12 protein-coding genes are annotated in these 16,836 nt (G+C 70.1%); 2 read left to right on the forward strand and 10 right to left on the reverse strand.

The features are described from left to right. Positions 1-118: 118 nt before the first annotated feature. Both O7614_RS24625 and O7614_RS24630 read right to left on the reverse strand, forming a co-directional pair. A complete protein-coding gene (locus tag O7614_RS24625; RefSeq protein WP_278140823.1) occupies positions 119-622 on the reverse strand; it encodes a pyridoxamine 5'-phosphate oxidase family protein in 504 nt (167 codons plus the stop codon). Between the two features lie 78 nt (positions 623-700). Then, positions 701-1,198 carry a polyadenylate-specific 3'-exoribonuclease AS gene (locus O7614_RS24630; protein ID WP_278142366.1) on the reverse strand — a complete coding sequence of 166 codons (498 nt, stop codon included), beginning with the start codon at positions 1,196-1,198 and terminating at the stop codon, positions 701-703. Positions 1,199-1,418: 220 nt separating this feature from the next. On the opposite strand from O7614_RS24630, the gene O7614_RS24635 reads away from it, so the two are divergent. Next, a complete protein-coding gene (locus O7614_RS24635; RefSeq protein WP_007463121.1) occupies positions 1,419-2,111 on the forward strand; it encodes a Crp/Fnr family transcriptional regulator in 693 nt (230 codons plus the stop codon). A gap of 76 nt (positions 2,112-2,187) precedes the next feature. On the opposite strand, the gene O7614_RS24640 is transcribed toward O7614_RS24635, so the two are convergent. After that, on the reverse strand, positions 2,188-2,385 hold the full coding sequence (locus O7614_RS24640) for a hypothetical protein (RefSeq protein WP_278140824.1): 198 nt from the start codon (positions 2,383-2,385) through the stop codon (positions 2,188-2,190). A 176-nt stretch (positions 2,386-2,561) separates the two neighbouring features. On the opposite strand from O7614_RS24640, the gene O7614_RS24645 reads away from it, so the two are divergent. Then, the gene (locus tag O7614_RS24645) at positions 2,562-6,074 is read left to right on the forward strand and encodes an adenylate/guanylate cyclase domain-containing protein (protein ID WP_347404407.1); all 3,513 of its coding nucleotides are present in this window, start codon (positions 2,562-2,564) and stop codon (positions 6,072-6,074) included. A gap of 32 nt (positions 6,075-6,106) precedes the next feature. Here O7614_RS24645 and O7614_RS24650 read toward each other — a convergent pair whose 3' ends face one another. From O7614_RS24650 to O7614_RS24680, 7 genes are all read right to left on the reverse strand, one after another. After that, positions 6,107-6,787 (reverse strand): lysophospholipid acyltransferase family protein, encoded by a 681-nt coding sequence (locus O7614_RS24650; protein ID WP_278140825.1) that lies wholly within the window; start codon positions 6,785-6,787, stop codon positions 6,107-6,109. 122 nt (positions 6,788-6,909) lie between these two features. After that, entirely contained in the window at positions 6,910-7,188 is a 279-nt protein-coding gene (locus O7614_RS24655) for a hypothetical protein (RefSeq protein WP_278140826.1), read from the reverse strand. An 87-nt stretch (positions 7,189-7,275) separates the two neighbouring features. Further along, positions 7,276-7,842, reverse strand: a complete 567-nt coding sequence (locus tag O7614_RS24660; RefSeq protein WP_278140827.1) for a hypothetical protein — start codon at positions 7,840-7,842, stop codon at positions 7,276-7,278. A gap of 275 nt (positions 7,843-8,117) precedes the next feature. Continuing rightward, positions 8,118-8,528 (reverse strand): hypothetical protein, encoded by a 411-nt coding sequence (locus tag O7614_RS24665; RefSeq protein ID WP_278140828.1) that lies wholly within the window; start codon positions 8,526-8,528, stop codon positions 8,118-8,120. 6 nt (positions 8,529-8,534) lie between these two features. Next, entirely contained in the window at positions 8,535-8,693 is a 159-nt protein-coding gene (locus O7614_RS24670; RefSeq protein WP_278140829.1) for a hypothetical protein, read from the reverse strand. A gap of 52 nt (positions 8,694-8,745) precedes the next feature. Continuing rightward, entirely contained in the window at positions 8,746-9,207 is a 462-nt protein-coding gene (locus O7614_RS24675) for a hypothetical protein (protein ID WP_278140830.1), read from the reverse strand. A gap of 44 nt (positions 9,208-9,251) precedes the next feature. Continuing rightward, a complete protein-coding gene (locus O7614_RS24680; RefSeq protein WP_278140831.1) occupies positions 9,252-16,808 on the reverse strand; it encodes a LamG-like jellyroll fold domain-containing protein in 7,557 nt (2,518 codons plus the stop codon). Between the last annotated feature and the right edge of the window lie 28 nt (positions 16,809-16,836).

Below are 16,836 nucleotides of genomic sequence, written 5' to 3' on the forward strand. Positions count from 1 at the left end.
GCCCCAGGATATGTGTCAGGTCAGACCATCGGCGCCGTTGCCGGCCCGGGGCGGGCCGTCACAGCGCACTGTAGTCGGCCCGCAGGTACGGCGACAGCGCGCCCCGGGGCGATCCCGGTCAGAAGGTCACCTCGTGGTTCTCGCCGGCCTTCGGTGGCCGGCCGGTGACCGCGGCCTTCGCGTAGCCGAGGAGGTTGACGACGGTGCTGCTCGGCGAGTCCCAGTACTCGGCGGAGGTGGCGTGCACCTTGATCAGCGTGAGACCCGGCGTGTCCAGCCCGTCCGGGAACCAGGCCTTGAGCAGCGGGCTCCACAACTGCTCGGCCCGGGCCCGGTCGAACCCCTCGGTGGCGGTCCCGGAGATCGACACCCAGGCGTGGTGCTTCTGGTCGGAAAAGGCGACGTTGACCTCTGGGTTCACCCGGAGCTGACGGACCTTTGCCGAGTCGGTGTAGGCGAAGAACCACAGGTCGCCGTCGAACTCGATCTCCTGGAGCCCCATCGGCCGGCTCACCTGCCGCCCGTCCAGAGCGATCGTGGTGAGCATGCAGATCCGTGCGGCCCGGGCCAGCTCGGTGATCCGGGCGCGGGACTCCGCGGCGCTGGTCGACTCGTTGCTCATGGCAGTCTCCTCCGCTTCGGTTCGCCGAACCGATGCCCGGGACAGAACCGGTCAAACCTACGGCGGTACGACCGACGGTCAGCGGCTCGTCATCGCCCGCCAGCGGGCCAGATTGTGCCGGGCGTCGACCAGAGCGTCGTGCCGGGCCGCGTCCGCCTCCGGCAGGGTCGGCCGACCACTGTCGTCCCAGAGCTGTCGCAGCTCCTTGGTGTAGCGGGGGATCTCCCGGGGCAGCGCCGGCATCGCACCCCAGAGTTGGGCGAGCACCACGTGGTCGTACGCGGCGTACCAGGCCCACAGCTCCAACTGCTCCCCCGGCCGGTCCCGGATCGGCTCGACCAGGAAGTCGTACAGGTCGTCGCGGATGCGCTCCCGCGACCGCCAGGCCCGGTCCGCCGGGGAGGGCAACTTGTCCAGCACGTTGCGTCGAACCCAGGGCACGGCGCGGGAGTCGTCGAACTCGGTGGAGACCGCGTAGAACTCGCGGCCGTTTTCGTCGACGACACCGATCGAGACGAGGTCGACGGTGGTGCCGTCCTCGATGAACTCGCAGTCGTAGAAGTAGCGGTAGACCATTCCGGCCATCCTCGCCCACCGCCGCGCGACCGTAGCCGGCGGGGGTCCAGCTCGCGACGGTCACGGAAGTGCTTCGAGGGGTGTACAGCAAGCGACCGGACCGTCATGATCTGATGTGTACCGCTACCGGACGCCGAATCGGTGTCAGTTCACCTTGTCAGGGCCATCAGGTTCACCCGGTGAGCGAGTTTGTGGTCCATGACCGGGGAGGGGTTGGGCCGTGGAGATGCGCCTGCCGGAGCCGGGTGACGCGCTCACGGGTGTCGAGATGTTCGCCGGGTTGGAGCCTGAGGTACGCCAGCGTGTCATCGCCGCCGCCGTTCCGCGCACCTACCGCAAGGGCCAGTTGCTCTTCGTGGAGAACGACCCGGGTGAGTCGCTGATCGTGCTGCGCCGCGGCGCGGTGGCCGTCTTTCGCACCGCACCGACCGGTGAGCGGGCCGTGTTGTCGGTGATCCGACCACCGGACGTGCTCGGCGAGGTCTCCCTGCTCGACGCGTCCACCCGGTCCGCATCGGCGGAGGCCATCGAGGACTGCGCGGCGCTCGCACTCTCCCGGGGCGCGTTCATGGAGCTGGTGCACTCCAACCCCCGCATCCTGGACGCGGTGATGCGCTCGTTGGGCGGGCTGATCCGCCGGCTCACCGAACAGAACGCCGACCATGTCTTCCTCGACCTGCCCGGCCGGGTGGCCAAGACGCTGGTCCGGTTGGCCGGCGAGAGCCAGGCGCCGATGATCACGATCGAGCTCAACCAGAGTCAGTTGGCCGAGATGGCCGGCGGCTCCCGGCAGAGCGTCAACCAGGCGATCGGCTCGTTCGCCAGTCGCGGCTGGCTGCGCACCGAGGGGCGTCGGATCGTGGTGACCGACGTCGCCGCGCTGCGCCGCCGCGCCGGCATGAACGACCGCTGACCCGCCCGACACACGCACGACGCGGCCGGGTCACCCGTGGGCGACCCGGCCGCGTCGACGACTCACCGGCGGCGCGTCACACCCCGGAGCTGCCCGGCCCGGCCCACTTGTCCGGGCCTGCGCTGTCACCGCCCTTGCCGTGGGACTGCTCGCTGACGATGCCCTCGGCCTGGAGCGTGGCGAGCGTGGCGGCGTCGACGTCCACCGAATCGCCGGCGGAGTGGCTGACCCCGTTGCCGTCGGTCCAGTCGCTCTCCAACTTGACGTACACCATTGACCTGTCCCCCTCTGGTCGCTGATCGACATGTGGCGGACTGAATGTAGTCCGCTTCCGCCCCGATGGACTGTCCACAAGCCAACAGGCCGGTTCCTGACAGCGGCGGGCGCGGGCGATAATTCCCGGCAGGGGACGCCACCGGCGTCGACCTGTTCGCCTCTGGGGGGGGTGTCATCGCCGCGCAGTGTGGACGCTGTGGACGTACGGCCGCCGACGGCGACCGCTTCTGCGGTGGCTGCGGGGCCGAGCTGGGCGCTGTCTGCCCGCACTGCCTGCGCCCACTCGCCTCGGACGTCACGTTCTGCACCTCGTGCGGGTCGCCCCGACCGGGCGCGGACCGGCCCGCGGCAGCCACCCCGCAGGAGGACCGCCGCCGGGTGAGCGTGCTCTTCGTGGACCTGATCGACTTCACGCCGTACGTCGAGCGGGCCGACCCGGAGCAGGTCCGCGGCATGCAGACCGGGTTCTTCTCCGCCGCCCGGCGGGTGGTCGGCCAGTACGGCGGGGTGGTCGAAAAGTACATCGGCGACGCGGTGATGGCGCTCTTCGGCGCCCCGATCGCCACCGAGACCGACGCGCTGCGCTGCGTACGGGCCGGTCTCGAACTGCAACGGGTGCTCACCCGGTTCGCGCCGACCGGCAGCACCGAGCTGCGGTTCCGGGTCGGGGTGGCCACCGGCGAGGCGCTGGTGGACGTGGCCGCCGCCCGCGACGGTGGGCAGGCGATCGTGGCCGGCGACGTGGTGAACACCGCGTCGCGGATGCAGTCCGTCGCGCCACCCGGCGGGGTGCTGGTCTGTGGCACCACCCACGCGCTCACCAAGGACGCGATCCGCTACGAGGAGCAGCCCCCGGTCACCCTGCGCGGACGGTCGTCGCCGACCGAGGTGTGGCTGGCCCTGTCCCCGCTGCGTCGCCAGCCCACCGACCGGGAGCCGGACACCACCCCGTTGGTCGACCGGGAACACGAGTTGGGCATGCTCGTCAACGCGTTGCACCGGTCGCTGCGTGACCGTCGACCACAGGTGGTGACGATCTTCGGCCGGGCCGGCATCGGCAAGAGCCGGCTGTTGCGGGAGCTCTACCGGCACACCGGCCGGCTGGTCGACGAGCCGCTGACCTGGCGGACCGGGCGGTGCCCACCGTTCGGTGAGAACGTCACCTTCGCCGCCCTCGCCGACATCGTCAAGTCCGAGGCGGGCATCCTGGACACCGACCCGGCGGGCAGCGCCGCGCAGCGACTGGCCGCCGCCGTGGGCGAGCTGATCGGCCCCGGCGAGCGGGACCGGGTGGTGGACGCGCTGCGCCCGCTGGTCGGGCTGCCCGGCACGCCACTGCCGGCCGAGGAGGCGGAGTCGGCGTGGCGTCGTTTCCTGCTGGCGCTGGCCACCCGACGTCCCACCGTGCTGGTCTTCGAGGACCTGCACTGGGCCGACGACGCGATGCTGCGCTTCGTGGAGCTGCTCGGGGCGGCGGCCCGCGACGTGCCGCTGCTGCTGCTCTGTACCGCCCGCCCGGAGCTGGTCGACCGGGACCCGAGCTGGGCCGGGACGATCACCGGCTCGGTGACCATCACCCTGCCACCCCTGCGCGACACCGGCATCGCCGCCCTGTACGCGCACCTGTTCGGCCAGGCGGCGTTCTCCGCCGACATGCTGAGCCCGCTGATCGAGGTGGCCGGCGGCAACCCGCTCTACGCGCACGAGTACGTGCGGATGCTGATCGAGCAGGGGGCGTTGCGCCAGTCCGGGCGGGGGTGGTCGCTGGACAAGCACCTTGAGCTGACCATGCCGGAGAGCGTGCATGCGGTGATCGCCAACCGGGTGGACCTGCTCGACGCCAAGGACCGCGCGGTGCTGCTGGCCGCGTCGGTGGTCGGGGTGCAGTTCTGGCCCGGCGCGGTCGCCGCCGCGCTCGGGCAGCCGGTCGAGTCGGTCGAGCGCTCGCTGCGCCGACTGGAACAGCGCGACTTCGTGCACGAGCAGTCCGCGTCGACGATGGCCGGGCAGGCGGAGTTCCGGTTCCGCCATGTCCTGGTGCGTGACGTCTGCTACCAGCGGTTGCCGCGTACCGAGCGGGTGGCCCGGCACGAGCGGGCCGCGGACTGGCTCGACGCGCTGTCGCACTCCCGCGACACCGACCTGGCCGAGGTGCTCGCCCACCACCGCTGGGCGGCCCACGAGATCGCCCGCTCGCTCGGCATGGAGGTGCGGCGCTATGCCGGGCCGGCGCGGCAGGCGCTGCACCGGGCGGCCCGCCGGGCGTACGCGCTGCACGGGCTGGACGCGGCGGCCAGCCACGCGGGTCGGGCTCTCGGCCTGGCCGACGACGACGACCCAACGGGTCGGCTCCAGTTGGAGTTGTTGAGCACCGAGATCTCGTTCTACCGCGACGGCAACGCGTTCCTGTCCGGGGGCGGGGCGGAGCAGGTGCACACGCTCGCCGACCGGTTGCTGTCGCACGGCGACAAGGCCTGCGCCGCCCGGGCGTGGACGCTGCTCGGCCAGGCCGCCTGGCTTCGGGCCGACCGTGGTGACGCGTTGGCCTGCCTGGACCGCGCGGTGCAGCTGTTCGAGCCGCTGCCGGACAGTCCGCAGAAGGCGGACGCGTACGCGGAGATGGGCCGGCTGCACATGCTCAACTACGAGCGGGACCCGGCCGTGGCGGCGGCGGACACCGCGGCGGAGATCGCCGAGCGGTTGGGCCTGACCGAGACCCGCACCAACGCGCGGATCACCGCGGCCACGGCCCGTTACCAGTCCGGCGACCGGGTGGGCCTGGACGAGCTGCACGCGATCGTCGAGTTCGCCCGGGCCGGTCAACTGCTGGCGTTGCCCCGGGCCACCCAGAACCTCGCCTACGCGATCCGCGAGGAGGGCGACTGGCTGCGGTCCAACGCCCTGCTGTCGGCCGCGCCGGCGCGGACCGCCAGCGGTCAGACATTGACCACCAGCTACTCGGCGGAGGCGATGCGCGCCTGGTTCGACGGTGACTTCGGTCGGCTCCTCACGGCGGCCGAGGCGTTCGTGGACACGCCCACCGGCAGTTGGGACATGCAGGTGCGCGGGTTGCGCTGCTGTCTGCTCGTGCTGCGTGACGACGACGATCCGGACGACCTGGCCGACGCGCTGGACACCGCACGGCGCAGCGGGTTCCACCGGCTGCACTGGACGATGCTGAGCATGGCGGCGTTGTGCCGTGCCTTGCAGGGGCGCGAGGCCGAGGCGGCGGAGCTGATCGAGGAACTGGACCGGTGCTGGTCGGCGGTGCCGGCGTTGGCCAGCGGGGAGTGGATCGCCGCGGCCGCGTACGCCGCAGCTCTGAGCGGTCGGGACGCGGCGGTGCGGGTGCGCACGATGCTCGGCCGGGTCGGGCATCGCACGCCCTGGTCGGAGGCGGCGTTGCGGACCGTGACGGCGGCCCTGGCGTCGGCGGACGGCGACCACCGGCGCTCCGCCGAGCTGCACCTGGCCGCCGCCGAGACCTACGGGCGGATTCCGGACGTGAGCGACCGGGTGCTGGCGTTGGCGTTCGCGGCGGCGGAGCTGACCCGGGCCGGCGATCCGGCGGGCGCCCGGGAGACCCGCGCCGAGGTACGCACCTTCGCGTTGCGCAACGACGCCCCCGGCCTGCTCGCGCTGGCCGGTCGGCCGATCAGCCCGACCGGGCCGGCGGTCGCGTGTTGAGCCGCCTCAGGCAGCTCGGTCGCTGAGCCGCCTCAGGCGGCGACCGGCGTCTTGAGTTTCTGGGCGTAGATGTCGACGTACTCCCGGCCGGAGAGTTCCATCAACTCGTACATGACCTCGTCGGTGACCGCGCGCTCGACGAACCGGTCGCCGGCCAGGCCGGCGTAGCGGGAGAAGTCCAGGGGCGCGCCGAAGCGGACCCGCACCTGGCCGACCCGCGGGAGGAGCCGGCCGGGCGGCTGGAGTTCGTCGGCGTTGAGCATCGCCACCGGCACCACCACCGCGCCGCTCTCCAGGGCCAGCCGGGCCACTCCGGTCTTGCCCCGGTAGAGCCGCCCGTCCGGGGATCGGGTGCCCTCGGGGTAGATGCCGGCCACTCCCTGAGCGCGCAGCACCCGCAACTGGGTGTCCAGCGCCGCGCGGGCGGCCTGACCGCCGGAGCGGTCCACCGGGATCGTGCCGGTGCCGACGAAGAACATCTTCATCAACCGGCCCTTGATCCCCTTGCCGGTGAAGTACTCCGCCTTGGCCACGAAGGTGACCCTCCGCGAAACGATCAACGGGATGAAGATCGAGTCGAAGAAGGAGAGGTGGTTGCTGGCCAGGATCACCGGGCCGGTCGCCGGCACGTGCTGCAGCCCCTCCACCTGCGGGCGGAAGATCAGCTTGAGCAGCGGACCGAGGAGCACGTACTTCAACAGCCAGTAGAGCACCGGCGTCCTTTCCCGTGGTGTGCCCGCGACAGCGTCAGGGCCGGGACGCCACCGTCGCCGACGAGCCTACGAAGCGAGCGCTCCCACCACAACGGACGAAGCCCCGGGCTGACGGTCCGCCGTCAGGCGTCCGGCCGCTCCGGCTGAGGAGGACGCCGTCGTCGTTGGATCACAGCGGCGAGTTCACGCAAAAGGACAACGACAAGTCCGATGCTGGCGGGCACCGCGATCCAGGCACGCCAACCTCCCTCGCCCACGATGCCGGGCAACAGGATCACGGTGAAAAGGAGCATGAGCCCCAACACCGACAGCCTTCGCCCCGAGTCGCCCGAGTTCACCATTGCCAGCTCCGCCTGTAGGACTTCTGCCGGCATGAGGTTCGCGACATGCTTCTGGTCCACTTGCCCAGCCGGTCGTACCGGTAGACCATGCTTCCTCTGGTTCACCCGCTGCCGGCACTGTGCTCGACTACGGACTCTGCCCTGTCCTCACCCGGCCGCGCCAGCCAGGCCGAAGGGCGTGGCGAGAACCGCCGCGAACAGCAGGTCCCAGGATGACGGCCAACAGAGCCAGCGTAGGACCCGCACCCGCAGTCGATGGACAGTCGTCTTCTGGCCGGGCAGGCGGGCCAATCGCAGCCGGACCGGCTTCTCCGCCGCGTCACCCGGAAACACGATCCAGCCCCAACGATCGGCGACCGCAGCCCGCAACCCGCTCAGGCCAGCGCAGAGCATGGCGAAGGCTACTCCGAACAGGACCACGCCGAACGCCATGTCGGCCGTCGCCTCCCCGACCATCGGTTCAATCAGGAGTACGACCGCCACGCCCGCTGCACCCCAGGCCACGGCAAGCGTCATCCAGGCGTACGCCCGCTCCTGACTCCGCAGATTCGCCTCGACGGAGTGCGTGGGCGCCTGGACAGACTCCCGACGCAGGGTGGGCACGTCGTCAGCCAGCGCCGTCAACCAGGCCACCGGAGCGGCCATCAGGCGCACCACGAAGCTGCCCGGATCAGCCAGCGTCCTCCCGTGCGCCCACTCGTCTGTCAGATCCACCCGCCTCGCCACCTACTCACCCTAAATTCGAAGGCTAAGCCACGCGGGTGCGCCTTCGGCATCAGCACCGCGAGCCGTGGCGCCTAGCGAGCGAAGGCCCCGCCCGTCAGCGCGACGACCATGCCGGCGCCCCGGCCTCGCTGGGAGCGTGGTGCCATGGGCGGGCAGGTGAGAGCCGGAAAAATCACCGGGGACGCCGCCGCCAGGCCTACGAAGCGAATCTGCCAGCGGGGCCAGCTCGAATGAACGGGTCGACATTCATCTAGGTGATCCTCTTAGAGACGAGCCACTTCCCACTCGTCGAGTGGGTCTCGGTTCAGTCGGACGGTCGCGACGTACTCAATGCCGGAAACGTGCAAGCGGAGCACCCGCCAGCGGGAGAGCGGACGCTCCTCGATCGCCAACGTTCTCTCACCCTGGAACGCCTGGTAGACGAACTCCGGGACATGCTGGCCCTCGACCTCCTCAAAGGTGAAGTCCTGCACGCTGATCCGGCAGTGGGGATCACTCGCCACGTGGGAAACCAGGACCTCCGGCCCCACCTCCGCGTGCAGGTCCAGCCAGATGTCCGTCACATCCGACTGACCGTCAACCTCACGCACTTCGACGGAGATCACCAGATCATGGTCGAGCCCGTACCTCTGGATCTCGGCGACCAGGACCTCAGCCTCATGGTTCATCTCCACCGAACCTCACCACCACATCGCGCTGGCCGCGGTCGCCAGGAGAGCGAGCACGTACTCCGGCGTCTGGGCCAGCAGCACCGCACGCCACAGCCGGCTCCGCGGATTCCACCAGCGCTCCGGCAGATACCAGACCACCACCACCTTCACCGAGTGCACGGCCGCCATTCAGAAGGGGAAGAAGATCAACCTTGCACCGATGTCGAACCGGGACCAAAGCTCACCACCACAGCGCGTTGGCAGCTGTCAGCAGGGCTGCGAGCAGGTAGTCAGGCGTCTGCGCCAGCAACGCCGCCCGCCACAGCCGGCTCCGCGGATTCCACCGGCGCTCGGGCAGGTACCGGATCACCACCATCTTCACAGCGTGCACGGCCGCCATCCAGAAGGGAAAGAAGATCACCCACTCGGCGATGTCAAACGCCAGATCCTTCATCCGCTCGTTCGCGAATACGGAGATTGGAATCACCACCACCGCGGCGACGGCGACCGCCACACCACACAGGATGAACCAGGCCACCGCCCGGGTCGCGTGCCGCAGGCCAAGGTCGTCCAGATATTCCCCCGGCAGGCCGGCGTGCTCGATCACCTCGGCACGCCGCTCCCCCGCAGTCTCGCCGTCGGCGTCGACAAACCTGGCGATGGGACCCGCCAGCCATTTCGTGAGCCCCATCGCCAGATCCATCTCGCTACCCTCCGTCGTTCAAACAGTGCCGTCGAACCGCGCCGCTAGTAGAGGCGTGACCACCGGGAGACACGGGAGTTGCGGCACGGGTTGTAGCTGCCGCACCGGTTGTAGGCCCAGGATGCCGTCAGCGCGTACTTGCGGTCGATGTTGCCCCACCGGTTCATCTTGCGGTAGCTGCGCTTGGAGATCGATCGCTTGGCGTGCATCCTGCTGACGTACGGCCGCTTGTCCGCACGGGCGCCTCGGTATCCCTTGTACTTGGGAACCTTCCTGGCCATCCGGCTGGCCTTGTAGGCGGTCATCCCCCAGCGAATGCCCCGAGCCCCGCCGCCGATGCCGGGGATCGCTGTGACGAGGTCAGCACCCGCCGCGCCCCACCTGCCCTTCCGAGCGTTGCTCGCGGCCGAGCGGAGTGAGAAGGCGACAGCGACGCCACCCGCGATCAGATTGACCGGAGGCGGGGTGAAGGCGGCTACCGTCGCGGCCACCAACCCGGGATTCTTCTTGGCGAAGTTCCACGCGCCTCGCGCCGCCCGCTTCGCCCGGCCCCAGAACTTCCCGTCCAGGTCGACGCAGTTCACTGGGTCGCCGGAGCAGTAGTCGTACGCCGTCGCGTTACCGCCGTCGACGGGATCGACCTGAAGGAACCGACCGAGCGACGGGCTGTAGAGCCGTACCCCCATCAGCAGGAGGCCGCCCAACGCGTCGCCCGAACGTTGCTTGCCACCCAGCCACCCGTACCGGGTGGTGGCCTGCCCCTCGACAGACACGCCGAACTCGTCGTAGTCGAACACCTCCAGCTCGGTGAGCCCCGGGTCGACGGTGACGGCCACATCGCCGTGCAGGTTGGCCAGGTGGAGCTGCACCTGACCGCCTGAGGTGGTGGCTACGAGGTCACCGTCCGGCCCGGACACGTTGCGGGTGATCTGACCTTGAGCGGTGTCCTCGACGATCCAGCTCGGCTTGTCCGAGTCGTCACCGTAGTGATTGAGCTTGCTCGAGGAGGAGGCCCATGACCCGTCGACGAGCGTCTCGGTGGTGTACCCGCGGAACCGATGCGCCGGGTCCAGCGTCCAGGTCCGTCGCGCGTCACCGACGGTCTGCCGCTCTACCAGGTCGTTGACGTGGTACTCGTTGGTGAGCCCGCCCGGCATACCGGTCGTACGGCCGAAGGCGTCGTAGGTGTAGCCGGCGTCCGTCAACCGGTCCGCGGTGTCGTAGGTGTGCAGTTCCTCGGTGTCCAGGGTGCTTTCTTCGCACGCGCCGTCAGGGGCGGGCGTGAAGGTCGACAGCCGATTCCGGTTGGTGCGGTTGTCGTGGCCGTACGTCCGGGTCACACACCCAGCCATGATGGCGCTGTCGTGCTGGGTACGGGTCAAGCGCCCGAGCCGGTCGTAGGAATAGTGCTTACTGCCGCCGGTGAAGGTGTGCTCGACCCGCTGACCGGCCACGTTCTCTACTACCGACTCCGAATAGACGACCGCCCCGTCGGAGTCGCGGGTGTAGACCCGCTCGACCGGTTCCTGGTTGGCGTTGAGCCGGTCGGTCCGGGTCAGGCCGCCCGGGTAGCTCACGTGCACCGGCTGCTCGTCCGGCGAGTACCGAGCGTTGAACGTCCCGGCGACACTGTCGGCGACACTGGTCACCAGACCGCGGGGCTCCACCGCCCGGTCGTAGGTGAAGGTGACCGATCCGGTCGGGTCGCTCACCTTCACCCGCTTGTCGAACCGGTCGTACTCGGTGTCCGTCACGCCGCCGTCGGCGTCCGTGTAGCGGACCAACCGGCCGAGCAGATCCTGCTCCCGACGAATCGTGTCGGTGCCCGACGTGGTCACGGCCGGCTCACCGGTCACCGCGTCATACGTCGTGGTGACCGCCGGCGTCGCGACTCCCTCGTCACCGGTGATCGAGGTGGTCACCTCCCGGTCGGCGGCATCGTGGGTGGTGACAGTGGTCCGCGTCTTACCGCCGGCGGTCTCCACCACCTCCTCGGCGCTGCCGAAGCGGTTGTACCTGGTCACACGCCGGACCGGCAGCTCAGTCGTCATCCGGGAGGGGTCATGACCGACCACTGCCCCGATCGCACGACTGACACATGCTTGACCAGCCCACTCTGGCCGGTTGCCGCACGCGGCGTCCTGCGCGTTCGCACCCACCGTGTAGTAGATGTGCTCCCGTGCTCGCGCGTCCGAGCCGGACGAGTCGATCCCCCAGGACTTGAGTGCCTTGCCGGTCGCGTCGTACGCGCCGCGCGCGGTCAGATTGGCACCACCCGCGTCCGCGACCATCGTGGTGAACTTGCCGATCGCCCAGCCGGACACCCCACCGCTGTGGCCGTCGTACGAGAAGGTGGTGGTCCGCACATCCGAGTCCGGGTACCCGACCACCTGCACACCGGTGCGTTCCTTGGTGATGAGGTGGTACGCGGCGCCGTCCGGCTTGCCCTCGTCGTACGTGTTCAGCGTTCGGGCCCGGCCGATCACGGTGGTGCCCGCCGGCACGGCCTCCAGGGGGCCGGCCCCGTCCGGGTCGGGCACCGGGTTCTCCAGGACGACGCTCATCGTCGGGCTGAGCGTTTCGAGCAGGTCGACACCATCGGAGCCGTACGTGCTGATGGTGGACAGCGCTAGTGCACGCGTCGCCGTATCGGAGCCGGCAAGACCCAACTCCGCCAGATAGGTCGCGGCGGCAGGCAGGGTACCCAGGGCCAGTGCTCGGTCGGTGGCCTCGAGCGTCCGGATCACGTTGCCGAAACGGTCGTACTCCTTGGTTTCGATATACCCGCCCGGGCTGGCGGTATTGACCTCCTTACCCCCGGCGGAGAGGTAGTGGACTGTGGCGTACTGAAAGCCGTTGGTGCCTGGCGCGGCAGGGGTGGCACTGCTGCGGCCGGGGTTGTCCTCCGGTCCGAACATCGCCGTCGCGTCGGTGGGCAGGTCGACCTGGCCCCAGGTGGAGATGGCGGCCGAGTCGAGGTTGTACGGGCCACCAGCGGCCTGGGTGAGTGGGACGTTGTAGACGACAGTGGTGGCGGTCTCCCCGTCGGTGGCCGTCTTCGAGCCCTGTTGGAGGGCGGCCCGGCGCACCTTGAGCAGCTTGCCGGCGTTTTCGTCGCCGGCCAGGTCGGCGACCTGGGCGTCGGTGAGCGCCTTGCCGTAGACGCGGACGTCGTCGATGCCGCCGTGCCAGATGTTCGAGGCGGCGCCGGCCCACTTGGCCCGGCCGACGACGTAGCCGCCGGTGGCGTTCCAGCCGCCGACGGCGGCGGTGGTGGTCTGCCGGACGCCGTCGATGTAGAGCTTCATCTGGCCGCTGGCGGTGTCGTAGACGCCGGTGAGGTGGGTCCACTTGCCGAGCACCGGGGCGGTGTTGGAGGTGGCCCGGAAGGGCGTGGCGCTGTCGCTGTCGGCGCTCACCCGGGAGAACGCCCACCGGTCGTCGGCGGCGACGTAGTTGAGGAAGAAGCCGCTGGTCCGCGAGCCGTCCTTGGACACGGCGGTGCGGTTGACGGACTTGTCGGTCAACCGCACCCAGGCGGAAACGGTGTACGAGGCGGTGTTGGACAGGGCGGTGCCGGCGACGCTGATCTGCTGACCGGTGCCGCCGGTCAACATGACGGCCCGGTCGTCCGGGTTTTCCGGGTCGTTGCCCTGCGTCCAGAACACGCCGGAGGCCATGGTGCCGGTGCGGCCGCCTCCGGAGGAGTCGGCGACGCTCGTGCCGGAGCCCGCGTCGAGGTCCCACCGCAGCGCGGCGGAGTCGACGTCAGGGTTGCCGTAGTCGACGTTCCAGGGCAACTCCCCGGCCGGAGTGACCTTGGTGACCCGGCCGCCCGCGTACTCGTAGACGGTCTTCAGCGCCGGGGTGACCCGCGGGTCCCACACCTCGCGGAGCTGGCCCAGGTTGTCGTACGCGTACCGGGTGATCTGGGTGGCGGTCATCGCGGAGGTGTCCGGGTCCCAGGCCCACAGCTTCACGCCGGAGACGCGGTCGGTGTAGTCACCGAAGACGGTTTGGCTCAACCCGGAGGTCGTCGCGTTGGCGTACTCGTACTCCAGCACCTCGCAGCCGCGGGCCGGGGTGGCGGTGGTGCAGTCACCGACGCCCGGCTCGGTCGGATTGATCACCTTTTTCAGCAGCAGGCGGCTGCCAGCGGTGTCATACACGTAGCGGGAGGTGGTGTCCGACTCGGGTGTCCAGGAGGAGGTGGCCGCCCACGCGCCACCCTGCTGGGTGAACTCGGTGACCGTGCCGTCCAGTTCGCTCAGCCGGTACGAGGTGCTGCCGACCTTGCTCAGCACCAGACCCTCGGCACCCGGCTCGGGGGCGAAGGTCGTGCCGTCGGAGTTCTTGGCGAAGGTGATCCAGCCTCCGCCGATAGTGTTCACCCGGGCCAGCGACGGCTCGGGCAGGGTGACGGTGGTGTAATCGACGTCCGCCGCGCCGCCGGTGGCACCGCCGGTCCAGGACGGCCCGAACGGAGCGACGACTTCGGTGACGGAGAGGTTGTCCCAGTAGACCTTGCGGCCGGAGCCGCCCTGCATGCCGTTGTAGAGCCGGAAGAACGCTTCGGTGGCCCCGGCGGGCACGGTCATGTCGACCGAGATTTCCTGCCAGCCGTCGGTGTAGCCGGCCATCGCGGAGGTGACCTCGGTGTAGGTGCTGCCGACCTTGTGGAAGCCGACTATCCGCAGACCTCGCGCCGTGTACGCGGGCACCAGCCCGGTGGCGGCTGGCACGTAGATCCAGCCGGTCATCCGGTACGTCTTGCCGGGGCTCATGCTCAGCCGCATCCCGCCACCGTCGCCGCCGACCGCCACATAGGTGTCGTTGCTGGTCGTGGTGACCGGGGTGATCTCCAGCGAGTCGGCCGGCGTGGTTTCACCCTGACCGCGGGCGGTGGAGCGCAGCGCGGACGACGTGGAGGGAACGGTGAAGCCGGTCAGGTCGGTGGAGACCTGCTGCTGGTTGGGGGTGAGGCGCTGCGCCATCGGCTGGTAACCGTCGGCCGGGTTGCGCGAGGAGGCCGCGCGGGTGACCGAGAGGCCCAGTTCCTCGGCGTCGGTGGAGGAGAGCGAGTAGTCGCCGGTGAGCAGGTTGACCGAGCCGGGGCCGACCTCGTCGTCGGCGGCGCCGTCACCGCTGGAGTCGACGCTGACCCGGACCCACGGGATGGTGTAGGCGGGCGTGGTGCCGCTGGCCGTGTAGAGGTGCGCCCGGACCTCGACGACGCCGCCGATCAGGCCGAGGGTGTCGGTGGCGTTCCAGATCGCGTACCCGCCGAGTGTCGACAGGGCGACCGGGCTGGCGGCGGTGGCGGTGATCGGCGCACCGGTGGCGGAGGTGAGGTTGGCCGACGGCACCGGCAGGGTTGCCCCGCCGGGTCCGCGCCGGTACTCGAAGTACGTGCGGGTGTAGCCGCTGACCGGGGTGGTGATCCGCAACTTGGTGCGCTTGACGATCGTCGCGCCGGGCAGCGGCTCGGCGAGCGCGGCGTTACCGGCGTCGAAGACGTACTGGTTGGGGTTGGACAGGTTGCCGGCGGAGTCCTTGGCCTGCACGGTCAGGGTGCGGTGCCCGTCGCGGGGGGTGAGGGTCACCGATTTCGCGCCGGTCGCCGCGACGGTGGTCGCTGCGCTGTCGTAGTCGAACTTGTAGACGAACGCGGCGAGGTCGGTGCTGCCGCCAGCGGGGGTGAAGGTGAACGTGTCGGGTTGGGCGGCGCCGCCGTGCGGCTGCCCGTCGTTGAGGTAGATCGTTGCCGAGACGAACGGCACGCCAGGCTTCTCGGTGTCGACGGTCAACGGCGTCCACGCCGTCCAACCGCCGTAGTTCCACGGGTCCTTGGCGCGGACCTGCCACTCGTACTGGGTGCCGTTGACCAGGTCGACCGGCACCTGCCAGGAGGCGGTCGAGCCATTCGTCCAGGCCGGGCTGCCGGAGCGCAGACCGGACGAACTGACCACCGCCTGGGTGGCCTTGTTGCGCACCACGAACTCGGCCTGAACGGTCTGGCCGGCGTTGGCGTCGGCGAGTTTCGCCGACAGCGTCGGACGCAGCGACGAGGTCCGCGCACCCGAGCCGCACGCGGTGTAGCAGGGGGCGACAGCGAGCGCGGTCGGCGCGGACGGGGCGCTGTTGTAGGTGATGGTCACCAGCGGCGGATGGGTGCCCTCGGCGGAGTCGAACCGCTTCCAGCCGGCCGTGGAGCTCTCCGAGGTGGCCCGCAGCATCACGCTGGCGCTGCTCAGGTTGTTGTCCGCGCTGTGCTGCAACGCGCCGCCGACCTCGACGTAGACGTAGCCGTCGCCGCAGGAGGAGTTGTAACCGCGGGTCTCGGTCGAGGTGCCGACCTTCGCCCGAGCGGTCGGCTGGTTCGTCCAGCGCACCGACGAGTCGACAGTGTCGGTCCGCCAGGCCTCCCAGGAGGCAGCCGTGCACGACCAGGAGTGGTAGTTCCACAGCCGCAACTTCGCGCTGACGACGCGGCTGCCGGCAAAACCGCTGGTGTTAAACCGCAGGTAGGAGCGGGCGTAGAAGGTGCCGCCGTCGTTGGAGTAACCGAGTTTCAGGTCACCGGCCCCGGACTGGTCGCTGGAGTAGGTGTTTTGCACGAACGCGTCGAACGACGGCGACAGCGACGTCGGCGGGTCGATGGTCACCGGGAAGGTCAGGTCGGTCCGGGCGAGGAAGCTCTTGTCCGGAGTCAGCTCCATGACGGTGCGGCCACCAGCCGCCGTCGTCCGCAGGGCGACCGGAGCGTGATTGACGCGCTCACCGGAGAGCGGGGACACCTTCGCGTCCCACATCAACGGTGTCTGCGCCCGCCCGACCTGACCGCCACGAGAGTTCTTGAAGACCAGGCCGCCCATGCCGTCGCCGGCAGCGGTGAGCTTCCCGGTGTTCAGCGGCAGCTTCAGCGTGCGAACGTGTGCCAGGCCGGCCCGGTCCTTGACCACGACGTGCTGCTCGTACCCGGTCGCATGAGCGTGGAAGACCAGGTCGACGCCCGGGCGTACGTCCGGATAGGTGATCGTGCGTCCGTTCAGCACCGGCTCGGGCAGCGCGCCTTGCCAGGCGAGCCCGGCACGCTCTGCGCCGGTGCCAAGCGAGGCGACCTCATGCTCCCCGCCGCCCGAGGCCGCACCGGCGAAGGTCAGGCCACGCGAGTGGGCCTTCGGCGCGATCGTGCCGTCGACCCGACGCTGCAGGGTGAGGTCGACCGGCACCCAGGTGTTGTCGCCCAGGCGTACCCGGACCGGGGCCAGCGCCTGCTCCTCCGTGAGCGTGCCGTCCGGGTTGGCGAACACCTGCGTGGTCTCCGAGCGGCGTTTCGCCACCTCCACCCGCCCGACACACAACTTCGCCGCGACGCCAGCCGACACCTCGTCCGGGCGGTCGGCCGGACACGCGGGCTTCGGCGCTGGCTGCGCTGCCGGCTTCGGCGCCGCCACGGCGGGTTGCCCGACCCGGGCCGGCACGTTCGACATGGTCGCCACGAGGACCACCGCCATCAGCACCGCGACCCGTCGCGCCCAGCGGGCGAAGGCCCCACCCGTCAGCGCCACGAACATGCCGGTGCCCAACTGTTCGTCCACCGCAGCCCCCGTATCAAGTCCGAATGTC

Source organism: Micromonospora sp. WMMD961 (genome assembly GCF_029626145.1).
In the GTDB taxonomy this organism is placed as follows: domain Bacteria; phylum Actinomycetota; class Actinomycetes; order Mycobacteriales; family Micromonosporaceae; genus Micromonospora.